Here is a 17,794-nt window from a genome sequence, read left to right on the forward strand (position 1 = left end):
GCGCTCGCGCAGCAGAACGACAAGGCCCACGCCCTAGCACAGAACGCCGTCGCCGTCGTGACCCAAGCTGATTCCAAGGCCACCACCGCCGACGTGCAGCGCGTTGCAGACGGCTACAAGACCTTGGCCCGCGATGTGGCAACGGTTCCGTTTGACCCAGCGATGGTGGACGGCATTCTTCGTTACGACGCGCTACGACCAGCTACGCAGCGGGCATGGCTGGCGGCCGGTGCAGCAGTGACCAGAGGAATCTAATTTCAGAACACGAAAATTCCTTCCTCTGAACATTCCTCGATATGTTGTGGTGACTGCCATATCTAAGTTTTTCGATAGCAGGTGAACTTTTGATTGCCGGTGTGGGCACTAGCAAAGTGGTACCATATCTAGTACCACTAGGAGGCGAAATGGCAATCACTACCAGCGAAGCGCGACGCGACTTGTTTGGTCTCATTGAACGAGTGAACCTTGACCACACCGAAGTAGAGATCATGTCCAAGCGTGGCTCTGCGGTGCTTATGTCGAAAGACGAGTACGATTCACTCGTTGAAACCAGCCATCTGCTACGCTCGCCCAAGAATGCGGTGCGTCTACTCGCAGCCCTTGAAGCGGCGCGTAATGACCAGACTGTGGAACACGGACTTATCGAAGCGTGAGTGACAGACTTCTAACCTGGACTGCCGGTGGATGGGAAGACTACGTCTACTGGCAGACCCAGGACCGCAAAACACTCAAACGCATCAACCTGCTGATCGAGGATGTGCTCCGCGACGATCCTTTTGAAGGCATAGGAAAGCCTGAACCACTGAAACACGCATTGGCCGGAGCTTGGTCACGACGCATCGATGACGTCAACCGACTGGTGTATATTGCTGACGACCGAGCTATAACGATTCTGCAGGCAAAATACCACTACTGACATGACCTTTTGTGCATTTTAGTCTGCTTTGGGACCTACTCCCCTAAGCTGATTTCTCGCGCCGATAACCTCCGTTATGTCAAGTAAAGGCTTTTGTATTGTCGGATCATGCGAACTCGCGGTCCCCCCGATAATTCGCTGCCAAACCAAGCTCCTTCCGCACATGATGACATTTTGGGTAATGAACCGCTGTCGATCCATGGACCGTTTTGCTTTGAATCTAGCTTTCTATCGTCATCGACTTCGAAATTCTGGAGTCTAGACATTACGGGCTTGTACCCCGTCGTGCTCCTCGCAAAGCAATGTTAGGAAGACAACGTTCATGGTCGTTGTCCGGACACTCGGCAGAGCGAACTTAAGGAATGTCAATATTGTGCGTATTTGACACAGTCGACATCAGTGCTGTGTCAAAATTCGGCACTTAGGCAGGTTTAGGACTGTTTAATACTTTTATAAGTTATTTTTAATCCACGACGTTGAAAGGCTCCGCATGTTGCGCCTGCAATCAATTACCCTGCGTCCATTTCGCAGCGCAGACACCGAATTCTTTGCCAGTATGGCCTCGGATGAACGTGTAACGCGTTTTATTGGGCATGGAAGGCCATGGGACCGGCAAACTATCAACGCCTGCGTTCAGGAATCCCTTCACCCTGAACCACTCCATACGGTGGGAGCCTCTCGCTGGTTCCTAGCAACTGAAGCAAACACAGAGGTGGGTCTCGTGTTTTGCACCCGACAGGAAACGTGCGTGGAGCTCGGTTACTGGGTATCCCCAGATCAATGGGGGCGGGGAGTTGGCGGAGCCATGCTCGATAGGACCCTAATCTCAATTCCCAAGATCTACGGAATCACGAAATTCAGTGCCCGGGTAGCTCCGGATAACACTGTCTCAGCCCGACTGCTCACCAGTCGAGGATTCAGACTGGAAAAACGTGATGACAAGCTTGAGTACTACATACTGGACTAGCCCTCTGTGGGTAACCGAACGCAGTCTAGATTCTTGCTTGAACTAGTTGCGGGTGAAATGTATTCGCTTTCGGAGTCGCTCCGTAGGATTCTGGCACGTGGCTATTGGACCATTCTTCACGTGGTGCGGTAGGGCTAACGTGGCACATGCTTTCTCAGACCGATTACTTTCTATACTGCAAATATGATCTCCCCTCCTAACTCGACCATCGGACTTGGTACCTGGTCCCGTGAACCAGATACAGCTCTGGCGCGAGCAACGGCTCTGCCTAGCAGTGCGACCTCTTCGTTTGTCATTTTGAGCGAAACCTACACCATTGAGGTCTCCACGGAGTGGGAGCCACATTCGCACCTGGCTCATGAGCTCTTGTGGACCCAGGATGGGACACTCACCGCTCGAATTGAGGGGCAGATTTTTACGGTCTCCGAGGGGCATGGTCTATGGATTCCGGCCGGAGCGCTGCATGGCGGACGCCTGACCGCACATGTAAAACTTTTCAGTGCCTTCTTTTCCCCTGAACGAACCATCACCCCATTCAACGCCCCGACGGTGATCGACATGGAACCGTTGCTTAAATCGCTGCTGATTCATTTATCCAGTCGGGAACTGAGTCAAGAAGCCCGAGCGCGTGCGGAGGCTGTGGTTTTCGACGTGCTTAAACCGTCCGCTCATCAGCTAGCGTTGCGCCTGCCCGATGACCCACGTATCAATGGCATCGCCAACCGGATATTGGCTAACCCGGCGGATAATCGATCTCTTGAGCGATGGGCGGTGGATGCTGGAATCAGCGCACGCACTATCACGCGAGTCTTCCGTGAAGCGACCGGTTTATCCTTTGCCCAGTGGCGTCAAGCGGTGAAAATTCAGCGCGCCTTGGAGTTGCTAACCAATGGCGAAGTGGTCCAAGACGTCGCCGACCTGTTGGGTTACGCGCAATCAAGTACTTTTATCGATGCTTTTCGACGCACCATGGGCTCCACCCCTGGCGCATTCATCATGACAAATACGAATAGTTGACCGAAAAACCTGATCTACTGTCAGAAGTTATTGATTGCTGACACCGGCTAGTTAACTTAGAATTACCTAAGTGAAAATACCTACTAAAGTCGGATGTATTCAATCCTCCCATTGCGCATGCTAGATGTAGCGACCGGAGCAGCTTCCGCTGCAGCCGGAAGTATGCACGCCCACGAGGTAGTGCTGTGCTACGGCAAAAATACTGTAGTCGACAGGGCCTCCATCCGGTTATCCCCGGGTGAAGTCACCGCGCTCATTGGACCCAATGGCAGTGGAAAATCCACACTACTACGTTCCATGGCAAGGCTGCATGAGCGTGCCGAGGGGGTCATCACGCTCACCGGTTCCCATGGCGAGGCCCGTGAAATTAGCACGCTGAACGGACGAGCATTCGCCCACGAAGTCACGCTATTCGCCCAGTCCCACGCCACCCCGGAAGGGTTAGCCGTGGCAGATATCGTAGCCTTTGGTCGCCACCCGCATCGGCGCGGATTCGCCGGGCTATCCGAGACGGATCATGCGGCGATTGCCTGGGCCATGAAACTGACCGGCACTACCTCGATGTCCCGCAAGGCTGCTGGGGAATTGTCCGGGGGAGAACTGCAGCGTGTCTGGCTGGCTGTGTGCTTGGCGCAGCAAACCAACGTGGTGCTTCTCGACGAGCCGACTAATCACCTGGACCTGAGATATCAGGTCGAGACCCTGGACTTGGTCCATGACCTAGCCCGTGAAAATAGGCTGGCCATCGGCATCGTCCTGCATGACCTGAACCAAGCCGCCGCCCTGGCCGATCGGCTGGTGCTGATGAAACACGGCCGGGTGCACGCCGCTGGAACCCCCGCTGAGGTCCTCACCGCGGAGAACCTCTCTGAGGTCTATGAGATCACCGTGCAGGTCCGCTCGGACGAGCGTACCCAAATGCTGCGTATCGAACCGGTCAGCCGCCACCGGCAGAATTGACCACCTCTTCTTTTCACAAAAACATTCAATTACAAGGGAAAACCTATGTCTACACTCGCGCGTAACGCAGTCACTTCGGTGGCCGCCCTAGCTCTGCTGCTCTCAGCCACCGCCTGCGGTACCACCGACACCACCGGTTCTGGCACCGAACAGAGCCCCGCCGCCGCATCCGCAACCTGCGCCGATGACACCACCGTCACTAGCACAGGCCCGGTATCGATGACCGATGACCTGGGTCGCACACTGGAATTGGATAAACCAGCCGAGCGCGTGGTGGTGCTCGAATGGCAGGAAATTGAAGATGCCCTGACCTTGTGCGTCACCCCGGTGGGCGTCGCTTCCCCCGATGGATATAGCACCTACGTCACTGCAGAGGAGCTGCCTGAGGGGGTTGCCTCGGTGGGTGAACGCGGCGAGCCAGATCTGGATTCGATCTACGCGTTGGACCCCGACTTGATCATTGTGGACGCCTTTAGTGAAGACGACCCTGTGCTGTCGCAACTTGATAAGGGAGACGTTCCCGTATTGGCAGTCAAGGGCAACGATTCCACGGATCCCATCGGCAACATGAAAAAAGTCTTCGCACAGGTAGCCGAAGCCACCGGCCGCAGCGAGCGTGCTACCGCAGTGCTCAACGAATTCGATGCCCACTTGGCGCAGAAGAAACAGGAGGTCTCCGATGTGAAGCTAGAAACCACCGACTTCCTATTCTTCGACGGTTGGGTTGACGGCTCTAACCTGACTATCCGTCCATACACCGATGGCGCGCTGTTCACGGAGCTGGGTAAAGAACTGGGTCTGACCCCAGCTTGGAATGAGGACATCAATGAGTCCTTCGGATCCGGGGGCGTGAACAAAGAATACGGTCTGGCCCAGACCGACGTGGAAGGCCTCGTAGGGGTCGGCGACGTCAATCTGTTCTACTCTAACGACGCAGGTACCGGGTGGACCACCGAGCTGGAATCTAGCGAGATCTGGAACAACTTGACCGCAGTGAAGGAAGGCCGGACTTTCCAGTTCCCAAATATTTGGGGAGCCGGCGGACCGAAGTCCACCAGTCAAGCCGTGGATGCCTTCACCGACGCACTGACCTCCGCCTCGGAAGCCCAGTAGCGTACAGCTGAAATGAAAATCGCTGAAAAATCCACAGAGCGACAGGTCGTGACCAGTGGTGTCAGCACCCCAGTGACCGGCGCGGGTTATTCCCCCGTGCCGGTCACTGGTACTCGTCTCGCCGCTGGCCTAGGTCTATTAGCCGCCTTAGCGGCAGCGGTACTGGTGGTGGGTGCCTGGCACCTTACCCAGGGGACCTCTGGTATAGGTCTGGGCGAACTGTTGCGCGCCCTGATCGGAGACGACACCCGTATCGGAGGAGTGGGAGTCGCCGAGATCTTCACCGGCTCCCGGCTACCGCGCCTCTGTGCGGGAGCTGCCGTCGGTCTGGCTTTAGGGGTAGCAGGATCTCTGCTCCAATCGGTCACCCGCAACCCGTTGGCCTCACCAGACACGTTGGCTGTCACCTCCGGCGCTTACTTCGCGCTGAGTGTGGCTGCCGCCTTGGGACTAAGCCTGTCCACTTTGGCCTCCAGTACCCTCGCATTCGCCGGCGGACTGCTCGCCGCCGGGATCGTGCTGGCCATCTCCGGGCGCAGCGCAGGCACCGCCACCACCCGGTTGATCCTCGCTGGCTCAGCCATCGCGATGGCTTTAGAAGCAGGCAGCGGAATTATTTTGCTACTCTTCAAGGAAAACACGACTGGCCTGTATGCCTGGGGTTCAGGGTCGCTAGCCCAATTAAATCTGAATGCTTTCCTGCGCAGTCTCCCGGTGATCTTGCTGGTACTAGTCATCTGCCTCTTGCTCTCCCGCCGATTGGACGTACTCTCCTTGGGCGATGAAAACGCAGCGGTGCTCGGGATCCCGGTGCGTTCAACGCGCACCCTTGCCATCCTGTGTGCCGTGGTTCTCACCGGAGTCGCCGTTTCGCTAGCCGGTCCCATTGCCTTTGTAGGGCTCGGTGCCCCGGTGCTCGCACGGCTGCTATCGCGTCGACTGACGGTGTTGCGCCGCCAACTCTTCCTCCTCCCGGCTACGGGACTGATCGGTGCACTGCTGATCTTACTGGCCGATGTTTCCCTTCGAGCCTTGCTCGGTGCCCAAGGCGCGGCCTCCATTCCTACCGGAGTTCCCACCGCGGTACTTGGCGGGGTGCTGATCATCATCCTGGCTATGCGACTGCCAGAAGCATCCAGCTCGCGGAATCCGTTACAGGTGGCAAGCAAATTGCGTAGCCACCGACGGCTCATCCTCACCATGTCGCTGGGTCTCATCTTGTTGCTTGGTGCCGTGATTCTAGGCCTATTGGCCGGGAGCATGTTCCTCAAACTGGGAGATCTGGCTTTGTGGTTCCAAGATGATGCACCTAAGCTCATCACCCGAGCCTTCGCCGAACGTGCACCACGGACCACCGCGGCGCTGGGTGCCGGAGCCGCCTTAGGTCTGGCTGGCTGCCTGGTTCAGGGCACCGTGCGCAATCCATTGGCCGAACCTGGCATCCTGGGCATCACCGCGGGTGCAGGGCTGGGTGCAGCCATAGTGGTCACCGCCTTTGGCGGTTCCCGCTCGCTACTGGTGATTTTTGCGGTCATTGCCGGTCTGACGACCTTCGCTGCCATCACCGCACTAGCTTGGCGTCGAGGCTTCTCCCCTGAACGTTTTGTGTTAATCGGCATCGGGGCAGGCTACACACTCTCTGCGGTCACCACATACCTGTTGCTGAGCATCAATTCGTGGGAAACCCCGCGCATCTACACCTGGCTCTCTGGCTCTACCTATGGCCGTCAGTTCGCAGACGTGTTACCTGTCCTGGTGGTGCTGACATTAGCCCTTCCGGTCGTGCTGCTCATGGGTCGCAAGCTCGACCTACTGGCCATCGACGAAGACCTGCCCCGCGTTCTGGGCATCAGGACCGCCCGCACCCGATTAGCCTCATTGTCCATTGCAGCCTTGCTTGCAGCGCTCAGCGTCGTGGCTGTGGGCGTGGTTGGCTTCGTCGGACTCATCGCCCCTCATCTGGCCCGGTCGATGGTGGGATCCCGCCACCACCGAGTGATCCCGGTGTCCATGGTTTTCGGAGCACTACTCGTTTGTCTGGCCGATACCCTGGGCCGTACCGTGATCGCGCCGGCACAGATTCCCGCCGGCCTGATCGTTTCCTTACTCGGTGCCCCGTACTTCATTTGGCTGCTGTACCGGTCACGCGGCTAGTCTGTAATCGAGGGTCTCAGCCGGCTTCCCACCCACCGAACCAAAGGCTCCCATGGCACAATGCTCTACCCCGTACACGAAAATCCAGAACTTCGACCCGGAACACCACCCGGCGCAACTGCGACATCTGGGTCCCACGTCAGGTCCGTGGGAACGTGGCATTGCAGCTGCCAACGCCCAACTGCTCACCATACAGTCAGCAGGTGCCACAGTATTCGGTGCAGCAATGCTCAGCGCCCGTTCGGCGACTGCATATGTGAAGATCTCTGGCATTCTTGCCCGCGACGCACAAACATATAAAAAACTCGTCCACGCGGTACTGGACTACGCCAGGGAAAAAGATCTAGCCTGTGTGAAATGGGAAAGCTGGACGGACGAACCGTGGCTAGACGAGTTGGCCGAACACACCGGTTTTCGGCCATTGCCAACTCCACGCTGCACCACGGATGGTTCGGCCCCGAGTCCACCATTCGGCTATGTGCACTGGTTGCATCCAGCCCGTTATCTGCGTACCGCTCATTACCAGCAAAGTGAGAACTTCACCTGCGCGGCGGTTGCCGCGCTGGCTGCGCATGGGGAAACCAGCGGCATTGAAACGATGGATAGACTGCGTACCGCCGAGTTGCTACTGTGGCGTCAAGCGACCAACTTTATGGCTTGTGAACCCTTGGGACTCGGGCTGGCCATCGCTGAGCGCTGGCCAGCAAGCTCAGTCCAAGTGTCTTTGGATACCGATAAGCCAGTAATCGTCGACTACTATCCCGAGGTTGAACGCAGTTGGCGGGGCATCTTGCAGGCTGAATCACGCCGCCGTGCCGAAGCGACCGGACTGCCGGTGACTTCTACGCGGATGGAAATCTCACAGATTCACGAAGCTGTAAACCAGGGTGACCAGGTGTTGCTACTGGTGTCGTTGCAACAGATGCTCGGCTACGATGTTCCGCACTGGATCTTGTGCCATGGGACGGCTGGTTCCGCGGAACATCCCGTTATCCTCATCGAGGACTCTTGGGTTGATGTTAGTAGTGCAGAGAGCTGGGTGGATGCCACCTGCCTTCCCATAACTTTCCAGGAACTAGACGCCATGTCTTGTCTCGAGGAAGATGGCTATCGAGCTGCGCTCATTCTGACTGAGTGAACTCTCTAATTTCCGAGCAAGCTCGCCAACGACTAAAGAATTTATCCCACGTCCAGAGATGTCTTGCAATTCAAGAGTTGCAAGACGCCTTGTTGGATGCCACTCCCCTGAGTGTGACTGTTGACATTATTTGGCGGCTAAAGTGCCATTCTAAATGGCGGTTCGTTGGGTTCCGCTAGAAGAACGGTGGCCGAGACGGCCGGTGTTCAAATGCTTAAACGATGGAACGCTTCGCTTCATGTCGCTTGTCACTGCACCTCTGTTTCAAGGGCGCGCAAGACTAGAATTACACGCTAGCGGAGCTACCCTCGCAGGTGGTCTCGGTAATTGTAAAAGCAATGCCGAGCGCCTTTGTGGACGCGAAGAACAGCTCTAGGCTTCAATTCGACGGAGTACGGGGTCTGCGATAAGGCGTGACGGTGCGCACAGAGTTTGACCAAGTTGCTGAAAGGCCTGATCTCTGTCCGTGAAGTAGCCGTAGTCGGCGCGGACAAAGCGTGAAAGGTCATATGGATCGCTACTACTCCGGCCGTCCCAATTGACCGCGCAGCGCCCTACGGCCTCGAAAAGCGTTTCGGAGCCTTGATTCACGAAAGGGGACCCTCCTCGACAGCCAATTGGTCCGAACAACTCGGACACGGGGTGCCAGCCATCGATATTGAACTCGGGCCAGGCTAGCAAGATGCGATTTGGAAGGACAAAGCCGAGGCGGGGAAAACGTGCATACCAAAAAGATCGATCGATGAGCAAAATACGCACCCGAGTGGATACACTGAGGGAACGCGCAACGCTTTCTAATAGCGCCAATCGTTGACTGCAAGAACCATATCCGCGGATTAATGTGCGCGAAGCAGGCGTGTTCTCCTCTAAGGCGTAAACAGCCCGTATTTCATTGCTGATAATCGAGTGCGCCGCCTTGAGCACCTCAATATATTCGTGCGATGGCGCTAGTTCACGTGAACGGGCAACCAGCCCTGCCACAACAGGTGCTTCATAGTCCAGAATCGACGTCGGAGCGACTGAGCCCGGTTGTTCGTGGCCCCAGCCAGATCGGGCTGAGGTGCGCTTGTACCAAGGTGTAATGAGCGATGAAAACGCCATTTAGGTCTTCACCTGGCTCACGCGACCATCTTTGTGTCTGCGCACTTCACGCAATACGATCTGCTCCGGACAAACGGTAGAGAGAAAGTCTCCGACAGAGTGCGCCAAGCGTTCCTCACCGAGGGTGTACAAGATCCGGTTGGCATCACGCCGTTCGGTGACGAGTCCTGCATGGCGTAAGACAGCTAAGTGGCGGGATATGGTCGGCCCGGTGGCTTGGAAGCGTGAAGCAATCTCTCCGGCAGCTAGCTCGCCATCCTTGAGGTCTTGCAGAATTTGCCGTCGCGTGGGATGAGCTAATGCAGTGAATACGTCGGACATTGCGTCTATCATATTTAGCAATATAGCACATATGCTAAATATGAAATTTGGGTTCAACTTCTTCTACCGGTAAAGACCCGTAGAGGACTTTGCCGTAGGACTGCTCAGCGAAAACCCTCGACAGCATTTCTAAAAAATAAGTTCCCTAGTGGGAGCTTGATTATTTCTGAACCGCGTCCTTTACTCCGATGTGCGTCTTTTAGAGATGAGAATCGTAACCCTTAAACGTTATTGCTCATTAGTAGCAAAGACCGTGGCCCAAACTTTGACTTTCTCGCGGAGCTCGAGGCGCACTTCTTGGTTATCTAGCTCTTTACGCAGGATGGAAAGGCTAGTTTCGGCAGCGTCATCGTCCCCACAGTCACTGCCCCCAATATTAGTTTCGCTACTTAATGCGATGTCCTGGTTGGGTCCCCGAAAAGTAGTCCAGTGACTTTGTGAGTATTCGTGTTCGACAATGGACACAGGAGGAATCACAGAAACAATGGCACGCAGACACACACCAGACCAGGTCGTCGCTAAAGTCCGCCAAGGACAGAAGATGCTCAACGACGGCCACACGATGATCGAGGTCATCAAAGAACTGCAGATCACTGAAGCTACTTGGTACCGCTGGATTAATCAGTACGGGTCCGAGAAAAACGCCGAAGCCAGCAAACGCACCAAAGAACTGGAAAAGGAAAACGCCCGACTCAAGAAGCTGTTGGCCGATCAGATGCTCGCCAACGACATCCTGACCGAGGTGGCTAAGGGAAAATTCTAAGCCCCGAACCACGCCGCCGTGCTGTACGGATGGCGATGGGAAAATTCGGGGCGTCCGAACGCTTCGCTTGCCAAGTTCTGGGCCAGAACCGCTCTGCACTACGTAAGAAGAAATCGCCGATGAGCTTTGACGAAGCACAGCTTCGCGCAGATCTGAGGGCCGTCGCGTCTAAGCATCCAACATGGGGCTGGCGCAAGGCCCGGTGGCACCTGCTGGCCGCCGAACGGTGGGCAGGCACCGTGCTGAACGGTAAGCGTGTTCGACGTCTGTGGCGTGAGGAAGGTCTAGTCTGTAAGCCCAAGCGTCGAAAGAAGCGCCGGACCGGCCCGGGAGCTGGGGAGCAAAAGCGTTTGACCGCCGAGTATCCGATGCATGTGCTCAGCTTCGATTTTCAGTCGGATGTGACCTCTTGCGGACGTCATATCCGGTTCTTTAATGGCTCTTCAGAATTGAGAGTGTAGCCACCTAAACCCAACACCCCGGATCCCGGGCATGTCGTCAATGCATTAAAAAGTCGAGGCCTTCCAGAAGAATGGAAGTTACCACACTAACCATTTCTAGAGACCTCGACTGTGCACCATTCTATCTATACCCCCGCAAATCTCACGACTTTCACCAACCTTGACGGACTGGGACTCACCGCCATCGGGCAGCGCCTCACGCCGAAGAAAGCTGAGATCCTCTGCCAAGTGACCAACCCTGACCCATGGTGCCAAACGTGCGGAACGCCCGGAAATCCACGCGATACCGTCACCCGGCGCCTGGCCCACGAACCGTTCGGATGGCGGCCCACCGTCCTGGTGATCAAGCACCGCCGCTACCGCTGCAACCACTGCCAACGAGTCTGGCGTGAAGACCTCAGCCAAGCGGTAGCGCCACGACAGAAAATCAGCCGGACCGGGCTACGCTGGGCTTTGGCCGGGCTAGTCACCCAGCACCTGTCAGTCTCACGGATTGCCGAAGGGCTCGGTGTCACCTGGAATACCGCCAACGAAGCAGTGCTGGCCGAAGGCCAGCGCCTGCTGATAGATGACCCAACCCGGTTCAACGGAGTCAAAGTGTTGGGAGTTGATGAGCACGTGTGGCGGCATACCAAAAGTGGAGACATGATTCGCCCCGGGAATAATGGAGACAGTGAAGCCACGGAAAGGACTTCCCTGTCATGCCCCAAAAGAAGTACCCCCTCGAGCTACGCGAACGAGCAGTCCGCATGGTCCTCGACGCCCTCGAAGCTGACCCTGGTGCCCGCCGCGGCGTCTTCCGCCGGATCGGCGACCAACTCGGTGTGAACCCAGAAACACTGCGGTCCTGGGTCAATCAGGACCAGGTCGATGCCGGCGACCGCCCCGGCACTACCACCGCTGAAGCCCAGCGCATCAAGGACCTCGAGAAGGAGAATCGGGAACTGCGCCGGGCCAACCAAATCCTGAAGTCGGCCTCGGCTTTTTTCGCGGCGGAGCTCGACCGCCCCTCGAAGTAGTCTGCTCGTATATCGACGAGCACAAGGACGAACTCGGAGTCGAGCCGATCTGTGCCACGCTGCGTGCTGCCGGCGTGAAGATCGCTCCGAGTACCTACTATGCCCGCAAACATCGACCAGCCTCGGCTCGACAGAAACGTGACGAGGTATTGAAAGAAGAGATCAGCACTGTGCACGGGAAGAATTACGATGCGTTCGGAGCCAGGAAGATGCATATCGTGCTCAACCGCGAACCTGACTCGCATGGTCGCGGGCATGTGGCCCGTTGCACGATCGAGCGCCTGATGAGAGACCTCGATCTACACGGGATCAAGAGGGCCAAGGCACCGAACACTACGAGGTCAGCACCGCGGGAGAACTGCCCGGCCGATCTCGTCGATCGGCACTTCGAAGCCTTCGCTCCTGACCGGCTGTGGGTGGCCGATATCACCTATGTGCACACGTTCACAGGGTGGGTCTACGTCGCGTTCGTCACCGACGTGTTCAATCGCGAGATCGTCGGCTGGCAGGTCTCGAGGTCGTTGCATACCGAGTTGGCTCTTGACGCTTTGCAGATGGGGATCTATCAGCGTAAACGTGCTGGTCACGACCTGTCTGGGCTGGTGCATCACTCGGACCGCGGGGTCCAGTATCGAGCGATTCGCTATGGCGAGGCCCTGGCTGAGCAAGACGCAGTCGCGTCTGTCGGGTCGAAAGGAGATTCATACGATAACGCCCTCGCTGAAGCGCTGAATTCACTCTATAAGGCCGAACTCATCCGGAACAAGGGTCCCTGGAAAGGTATTGATGATGTCGAGATCGCCACGGCGCAGTGGGTGCACTGGTTCAACACGTACCGGCCCCACGGAGCACTTGGTGGGGCGACTCCCGCCGCGTTCCGAGCCGATCATCTCAGCACGATGCCACGGGCTGCGTAGCTCGTGGGTGAGCCGATGAATTCCAAGTAGAAAACTCTCCATCAAACACGGGGCTTGACACCCGCAGACTTGCCCACCAACCCTTCGGTTGGCGTCCGACCGTCCTGGTCATCAAACACCGACGCTACCGCTGCGGCCACTGCCAACGGGTGTGGCGTGAAGATCTGTCCAGAGCTGCACCGGAACGCCAGAAAATCAGCAGGACCGGCCTGGCCTGGGCCTTGAACGGTTTGGTCTGCCAACACCTCTCCGTCTCACGGATCGCCGAAGGCCTCGGCGTCACTTGGAATACCGCCAACGACGCAGTGCTGGCTGAAGGCCAACGCCTGCTGATCGATGACCCTGCACGGTTTTCCGGCGTCAAGGTCTTAGGCGTAGACGAACACGTATGGAGGCATACCCGCACCGGCGACAAATACGTCACCGTCATCGTGGATCTCACCGCCGTGCGCGATGGCACCGGCACCGCACGCCTGCTGGATATGGTTCCAGGAAGGTCCAAAGCCGTATTCAAGACCTGGCTGGCCGGACAAGACGACCAGTGGAAGCAGGGCATTGACGTGGTCGCGATGGACGGGTTCACCGGCTTCAAAACCGCAGCTGCCGAAGAGCTTCCCCACGCGGTGGAGGTCTTGGATCCGTTCCATGTCGTCAAATTGGGTTCCGAGGCCCTGGATCAAACCCGGCAGCGGGTCCAGCGCGAACAGCATGGCCGGCGAGGACGCAAGGATGACCCGCTGTATAAGTGCCGTCGGATCTTGACCACGGGGCTGTCCTTAGCCACTGACAAGCAGAAAGCCAAGCTTGAGGACCTTTTTACGGCGCCGGAGTATGAGCCGGTTCAACTGGTCTGGAGCGTGTATCAAAAGATGGTGGATGCCTACCGGCAACCGAAACCAGAGATCGGGCGGTGGGCGTTGGAGCAACTGATCAACGGGGTTGGCTCAAAGATCCCGAAGGGGATGCCGGAGCTGAAGAAGCTCGGTGGCACCCTGCGGCGGAGGAAGACGGACATCCTCGCGTATTTTGACCACGTCGGCAGTTCAAATGGGCCTACTGAAGCGCTCAATGGCCGGTTAGAGCATTTGCGGGGTATCGCGTTGGGGTTCAAGAATCTGACGCACTATATCGCACGGTCGTTGCTGGAGACTGGCGGGTTTAGGCCTTGGTTACACTCTCAATCCTGAAGAGCCCCTTAAGGCGCAGCCGATTTCCTCTTGAAGAAAGCGAGCACACCATGAGCACCACCGAAGAACTCATTAAGGCGACCGTCAACGCAGACGGCAGCGCAACCGTGATCATTGAGGGGAAAACCCACGAATTCACGGCAGATAACGAAGCCGCTGCACGAGAACAAACCGTTGAACTGGTCAGCTCCCACGCAAAGAAAGAAGGCAGCGTCGTACGCGCCGTCATGTACGATTCCCAAGGCTCTTGGCCTGTGAAAGTACACCCGAATGGCACCGTGGAGCCTGACACGACGAACCCACCGCAGCGCCGAGAGAAACCAGCACGCCGCCGCGCTGATAGCCCAGTAACCCATGTGGCCACCACCGAACCAGCAGTCATTGACCAAGCGGCCGCACAAGACACTGAGGAAACACCAGAACATCCAGTGTCCGAGGCACCGGCCTCAACGGAACCTACCGCCGAAGGAGAAGAAGCAGCAATGGAAACCGTGCAAGCAAAAGCACCCCAAGGACAAACCACGCCGCCCCCAGCGACGGCAGCTAAAGCTCCCCAAGATAACCCCTTCGCCAAGAAGTCTCCTACCCAGGACAGCGCGACGGCAACGCGCCGCGAAGCGCGGCAAAGCTTCCTAACCCAGGAACAAGTCGAAGAACCAGCCACCAAAGGCTGGCGCGGCACCATGACCCGCATGGGCATCCGCATGGCCCCGAGCGAGGACGAGCGCGCCGAACGTGCAGATGTGCAGGCCGTGAGCCAGCACTGGCCAGGCCCACGCACCATCGCCATTGTGAACGGCAAAGGAGGGGCAGGGAAAACCCCCACCACCGTCCTGCTCAGTGCGATCTTCGCCCGTTACGGCGGGGCAGGTGTGCTGGCTTGGGACAACAACCAAACCCGAGGCACCCTGGGCTGGCGCACCGAGCAAGGCCCGCACGAGGCAACCTTGTTGGAGCTGCTACCTGAATCAGAAAAGCTCCTGGGCACCGGGGCACAATCCGCAGACCTAGCCCATTTCGTGCACCACCAGACCCGAGACCGGTTCGACGTGCTGCGTTCGAAGCCAATGGAATTGGCCAGCGCACAGCGCGTGGATGCCGAAGACGTTGACGCAATTCACCGCGTGGCCTCGAAGTACTACCGGCTGATCTTCATTGACTCAGGAAACGACGAGTCAGATCCGATGTGGCGGCGCATGATCGACCACACTGACCAACTTGTCGTGGCCACTACGACCCGTGATGACCACGCCGAAGCCGGCGCGCTGCTGCTGGAAGCCCTCGCGCAGCAAAACGACAAGGCAAACGCCCTGGCACAAAACGCCGTAGCAGTGGTGACCCAGGCAGATTCCAAAGCCACTACCGCCGACGTGAAGCGCGTGGCCGATGGCTATAAAACCCTGGCCCGCGACGTAGCAACTATTCCATTTGACCCAGCTATCGTTGACGGAATTCTGCGCTACGACGCGCTACGTCCAAATACGCAGCGGGCATGGCTGGCAGCCGGAGCGGCAGTAGCAAGAGGACTATAAGCTAAAGGCTGGCGAAGCCTACGAACGCAAATTTCATTCACTTGAATCTAGGTAGGACTACAAATGGATATATCTTCTCTCCTCAGTGGAGATTCAGTCACTGGGCTACTGGTAGATGGAGAAGACGGAACACCATATGTTGGGGCCACCCTCACAATTGACGCTGAACGTGGGATAGTCCTAGAAATTCCATATATCGAGCATCCCGAAGTCCCACAATTTCAGCATGTCGCTAAGTGGTTTAAAGACCGGCAGGTGCCACCTAACATGATTCTACAAACTGTTGATGGAGACCTCGGACTCTTTGGCAATCAATGGAAAGGCTATAGAGATTCGAATAATCAGTCACTCGGTATGATTCGGCCAAACGAATTGGTGGTGGGGGAATACAACGGCGAATTATCTCAGCCTCTATTACTTGAAAAGGTACGCAGTAGGATCGATGGGTTATCCGAGTGGACTTCGATACGTTCCATAGACTTCACACGCATCACTGATGATCAAGGGCTTATCAAAGAGTTAAACGTCAAGGCTAAACCAGTCGCAAGCGACACATGGTGCCAAGGAGAAGCAACCATGCAGATCGTTTCCGAATGGAAAACCTCATACCCTGACAAAGAGAGCCGCTACGGACTGAACATTGATGAGGGGACAGTACTCGTATCGAACTTTGATTCCCCTAGGTCCTTTAGAGATCACTTAAAAGAACAGAGCAAAGTGCGTGACTTGCTGACCCTGCTCGTTGGTAGATCCATTCATTTCAGGCAGCATAAGGGGCTCTTCGCAGATGAGGGTGTAGCGGTCGGTGGCGGGGTGGGCGCGTCGGTGCGGGGATAGACGTCGAGGTCTCCCGATGATGGAAGTTCTGACGCTCGCCATCTGGAAGACCTCGACATGCCCCACGCTACCTTCTCGTCCCCTGATCTCGATGCCTTCTGCGGCCTGGACGGGCTCGGCCTCACAGCCACCGGCCAGCGCATCGAGACGGGCCAGGCAGTTCTGGAGTGCCGGGTCCTCGCGGACGATCAGTGGTGCCATCGCTGCGGCCAGGCCGGAGTTCCTCGCGGCACGGTCCTCAGGACGATCGTGCACGTCCCCCTCGGCTGGCGACCGACGATGCTGCAGGTCAGAGTGCGTCGCTACCGCTGCCCGGACTGCTGCACCGTGTGGCGTCAGGACACCACAGCCGCTGCCGCGTCCCGCACGAAGCTGTCGCGCGACGCGGTCTTCTGGGCACTCAAGAGCGTGGTCATCGACCGGATGTCGATCGCGCAGGTCGCCGAGAACCTCGGCACCGCCTGGCACACCGTGAACGACGCTGTCCTCGAAGCCGGCTCCGAGCTCCTGATCAACGATCCTGCCCGGTTCGAGGGGGTCCGGGTCCTCGGCGTGGACGAGCACGTCTGGTCCCACACCAGAGGCGGTAACAAGTACGTCACCGTGATCATCGACCTGACCCCGGTCCGCGATGGCACCGGAGCCTCGAGGCTGCTGGACATGGTCCCCGGCCGTTCGAAGAAGGTGCTCAAGACCTGGCTCGACCAGCAGGAACAGGGCTTCCGCGACCGGATCGAGACCGTGGCGATGGACGGGTTCACCGGTTTCAAGACCGCCGCTGCGGAAGAGATCCCGCAGGCCGTCGCGGTGATGGATCCGTTCCACGTCGTCGCCCTGGCCGGTGACGCACTGGACCGCTGCCGGCAACGGATCCAGCAGACCACCTGCGGGCATCGTGGCCGATCCGGGGATCCTCTCTACGGGATCCGCCGAGTCCTCCGCACCGGCGCAGACCTCCTGACCGATCGCCAGTGCGGCCGCCTGAGCAGCGTGTTCGCCGCAGACGAGCACGCCGCAGTGGAGGCGACCTGGGGCATCTACCAGCGGATCGTCCAGGCATACCGCAATCCCGATCGCGTTGCCGCCAAGCAGCAACTCACCGCCGTGATCCAGGACCTCGCCGGCAACGTTCCAGCCTCGCTGACCGAGGTCATCACGCTCGGCCGCACTCTGAAACGCCGGGCCGGGGACGTGCTGGCCTACTTCGACCGGCCCGGCACCAGCAACGGCCCAACAGAGGCTATCAATGGCCGCCTCGAGCACCTCCGTGGCACCGCGCTGGGCTTCCGCAACCTCGCCCACTACATCCTCCGATCCCTCCTCGACACCGGCGGATTCAGACCCCTGCTACACCGTCAAATGCGATGAGCCGCATATCTCATGTGCAGGTC

Annotated in this window: 14 protein-coding genes, 3 pseudogenes and 1 other annotated feature; of the genes and pseudogenes, 16 read left to right on the forward strand and 1 reads right to left on the reverse strand. The window is 57.7% G+C overall.

The window, feature by feature from the left end:
• The first annotated feature begins 57 nt into the window (after window positions 1-57).
• From ACT3RW_RS17335 to ACT3RW_RS17375, 9 genes are all read left to right on the forward strand, one after another.
• The gene (locus ACT3RW_RS17335; RefSeq protein WP_180993143.1) at window positions 58-255 is read left to right on the forward strand and encodes a hypothetical protein; all 198 of its coding nucleotides are present in this window, start codon (window positions 58-60) and stop codon (window positions 253-255) included.
• Window positions 256-404: 149 nt separating this feature from the next.
• Window positions 405-653 carry a type II toxin-antitoxin system Phd/YefM family antitoxin gene (locus ACT3RW_RS17340; protein ID WP_102598940.1) on the forward strand — a complete coding sequence of 83 codons (249 nt, stop codon included), beginning with the start codon at window positions 405-407 and terminating at the stop codon, window positions 651-653.
• Window positions 650-916 (forward strand): Txe/YoeB family addiction module toxin, encoded by a 267-nt coding sequence (locus ACT3RW_RS17345; protein WP_102598941.1) that lies wholly within the window; start codon window positions 650-652, stop codon window positions 914-916. Before ACT3RW_RS17340 ends, ACT3RW_RS17345 begins: the two co-directional genes overlap by 4 nt.
• Before the next feature lie 490 nt (window positions 917-1,406).
• Window positions 1,407-1,883 carry a GNAT family N-acetyltransferase gene (locus tag ACT3RW_RS17350; protein ID WP_444614670.1) on the forward strand — a complete coding sequence of 159 codons (477 nt, stop codon included), beginning with the start codon at window positions 1,407-1,409 and terminating at the stop codon, window positions 1,881-1,883.
• A gap of 183 nt (window positions 1,884-2,066) precedes the next feature.
• Window positions 2,067-2,900, forward strand: coding sequence for a helix-turn-helix transcriptional regulator (locus tag ACT3RW_RS17355; protein WP_102598943.1), 834 nt, complete (start codon window positions 2,067-2,069; stop codon window positions 2,898-2,900).
• 93 nt (window positions 2,901-2,993) lie between these two features.
• Complete coding sequence (locus tag ACT3RW_RS17360; protein ID WP_102598944.1) at window positions 2,994-3,860, forward strand: ABC transporter ATP-binding protein; 867 nt, start codon at window positions 2,994-2,996, stop codon at window positions 3,858-3,860.
• A 45-nt stretch (window positions 3,861-3,905) separates the two neighbouring features.
• Window positions 3,906-4,973 (forward strand): ABC transporter substrate-binding protein, encoded by a 1,068-nt coding sequence (locus tag ACT3RW_RS17365; RefSeq protein WP_443446689.1) that lies wholly within the window; start codon window positions 3,906-3,908, stop codon window positions 4,971-4,973.
• A gap of 12 nt (window positions 4,974-4,985) precedes the next feature.
• Entirely contained in the window at window positions 4,986-7,127 is a 2,142-nt protein-coding gene (locus tag ACT3RW_RS17370; RefSeq protein WP_102598946.1) for an iron ABC transporter permease, read from the forward strand.
• 52 nt (window positions 7,128-7,179) lie between these two features.
• Window positions 7,180-8,265: a peptidase C39 family protein gene (locus tag ACT3RW_RS17375; protein ID WP_102598947.1), complete on the forward strand. Its 1,086-nt coding sequence runs from the start codon at window positions 7,180-7,182 to the stop codon at window positions 8,263-8,265.
• Between the two features lie 1,101 nt (window positions 8,266-9,366).
• On the opposite strand, the gene ACT3RW_RS17380 is transcribed toward ACT3RW_RS17375, so the two are convergent.
• On the reverse strand, window positions 9,367-9,687 hold the full coding sequence (locus ACT3RW_RS17380; protein WP_226910805.1) for a metalloregulator ArsR/SmtB family transcription factor: 321 nt from the start codon (window positions 9,685-9,687) through the stop codon (window positions 9,367-9,369).
• A 484-nt stretch (window positions 9,688-10,171) separates the two neighbouring features.
• Here ACT3RW_RS17380 and ACT3RW_RS17385 point away from each other — a divergent pair.
• The 7 genes and pseudogenes from ACT3RW_RS17385 to ACT3RW_RS17415 form a co-directional block, all read left to right on the forward strand.
• Window positions 10,172-10,887 (forward strand): annotated as a pseudogene (locus tag ACT3RW_RS17385) (transposase); the annotation flags it as partial.
• Window positions 10,888-11,022: 135 nt separating this feature from the next.
• Window positions 11,023-11,556, forward strand: a pseudogene (locus tag ACT3RW_RS17390) (ISL3-like element ISAar23 family transposase); the annotation flags it as partial.
• Between the two features lie 56 nt (window positions 11,557-11,612).
• Window positions 11,613-12,847 (forward strand): IS3 family transposase gene (locus tag ACT3RW_RS17395; RefSeq protein ID WP_373270471.1). Its coding sequence is split into 2 segments (ribosomal slippage): window positions 11,613-11,898 and window positions 11,898-12,847, totalling 1,236 coding nucleotides; the frame shifts between segments, so codons are not numbered across the junction.
• Window positions 11,891-12,019 (forward strand) — a sequence feature (AL1L pseudoknot). (Overlaps the previous gene by 129 nt.)
• A gap of 59 nt (window positions 12,848-12,906) precedes the next feature.
• Window positions 12,907-14,034: pseudogene (locus ACT3RW_RS17400) on the forward strand (ISL3-like element ISAar20 family transposase); the annotation flags it as partial.
• Between the two features lie 50 nt (window positions 14,035-14,084).
• Window positions 14,085-15,566 (forward strand): AAA family ATPase, encoded by a 1,482-nt coding sequence (locus tag ACT3RW_RS17405; RefSeq protein WP_444614671.1) that lies wholly within the window; start codon window positions 14,085-14,087, stop codon window positions 15,564-15,566.
• Window positions 15,567-15,629: 63 nt separating this feature from the next.
• Entirely contained in the window at window positions 15,630-16,403 is a 774-nt protein-coding gene (locus tag ACT3RW_RS17410) for an ApeA N-terminal domain 1-containing protein (RefSeq protein ID WP_013350321.1), read from the forward strand.
• Window positions 16,404-16,460: 57 nt separating this feature from the next.
• Window positions 16,461-17,771, forward strand: a complete 1,311-nt coding sequence (locus ACT3RW_RS17415) for an ISL3-like element ISAar39 family transposase (RefSeq protein WP_444614672.1) — start codon at window positions 16,461-16,463, stop codon at window positions 17,769-17,771.
• Window positions 17,772-17,794: the final 23 nt, after the last annotated feature.

Origin of the sequence: Glutamicibacter sp. AOP5-A2-18 (genome assembly GCF_052446055.1) — a bacterium.
Classification (GTDB): Bacteria; Actinomycetota; Actinomycetes; order Actinomycetales; family Micrococcaceae; genus Glutamicibacter.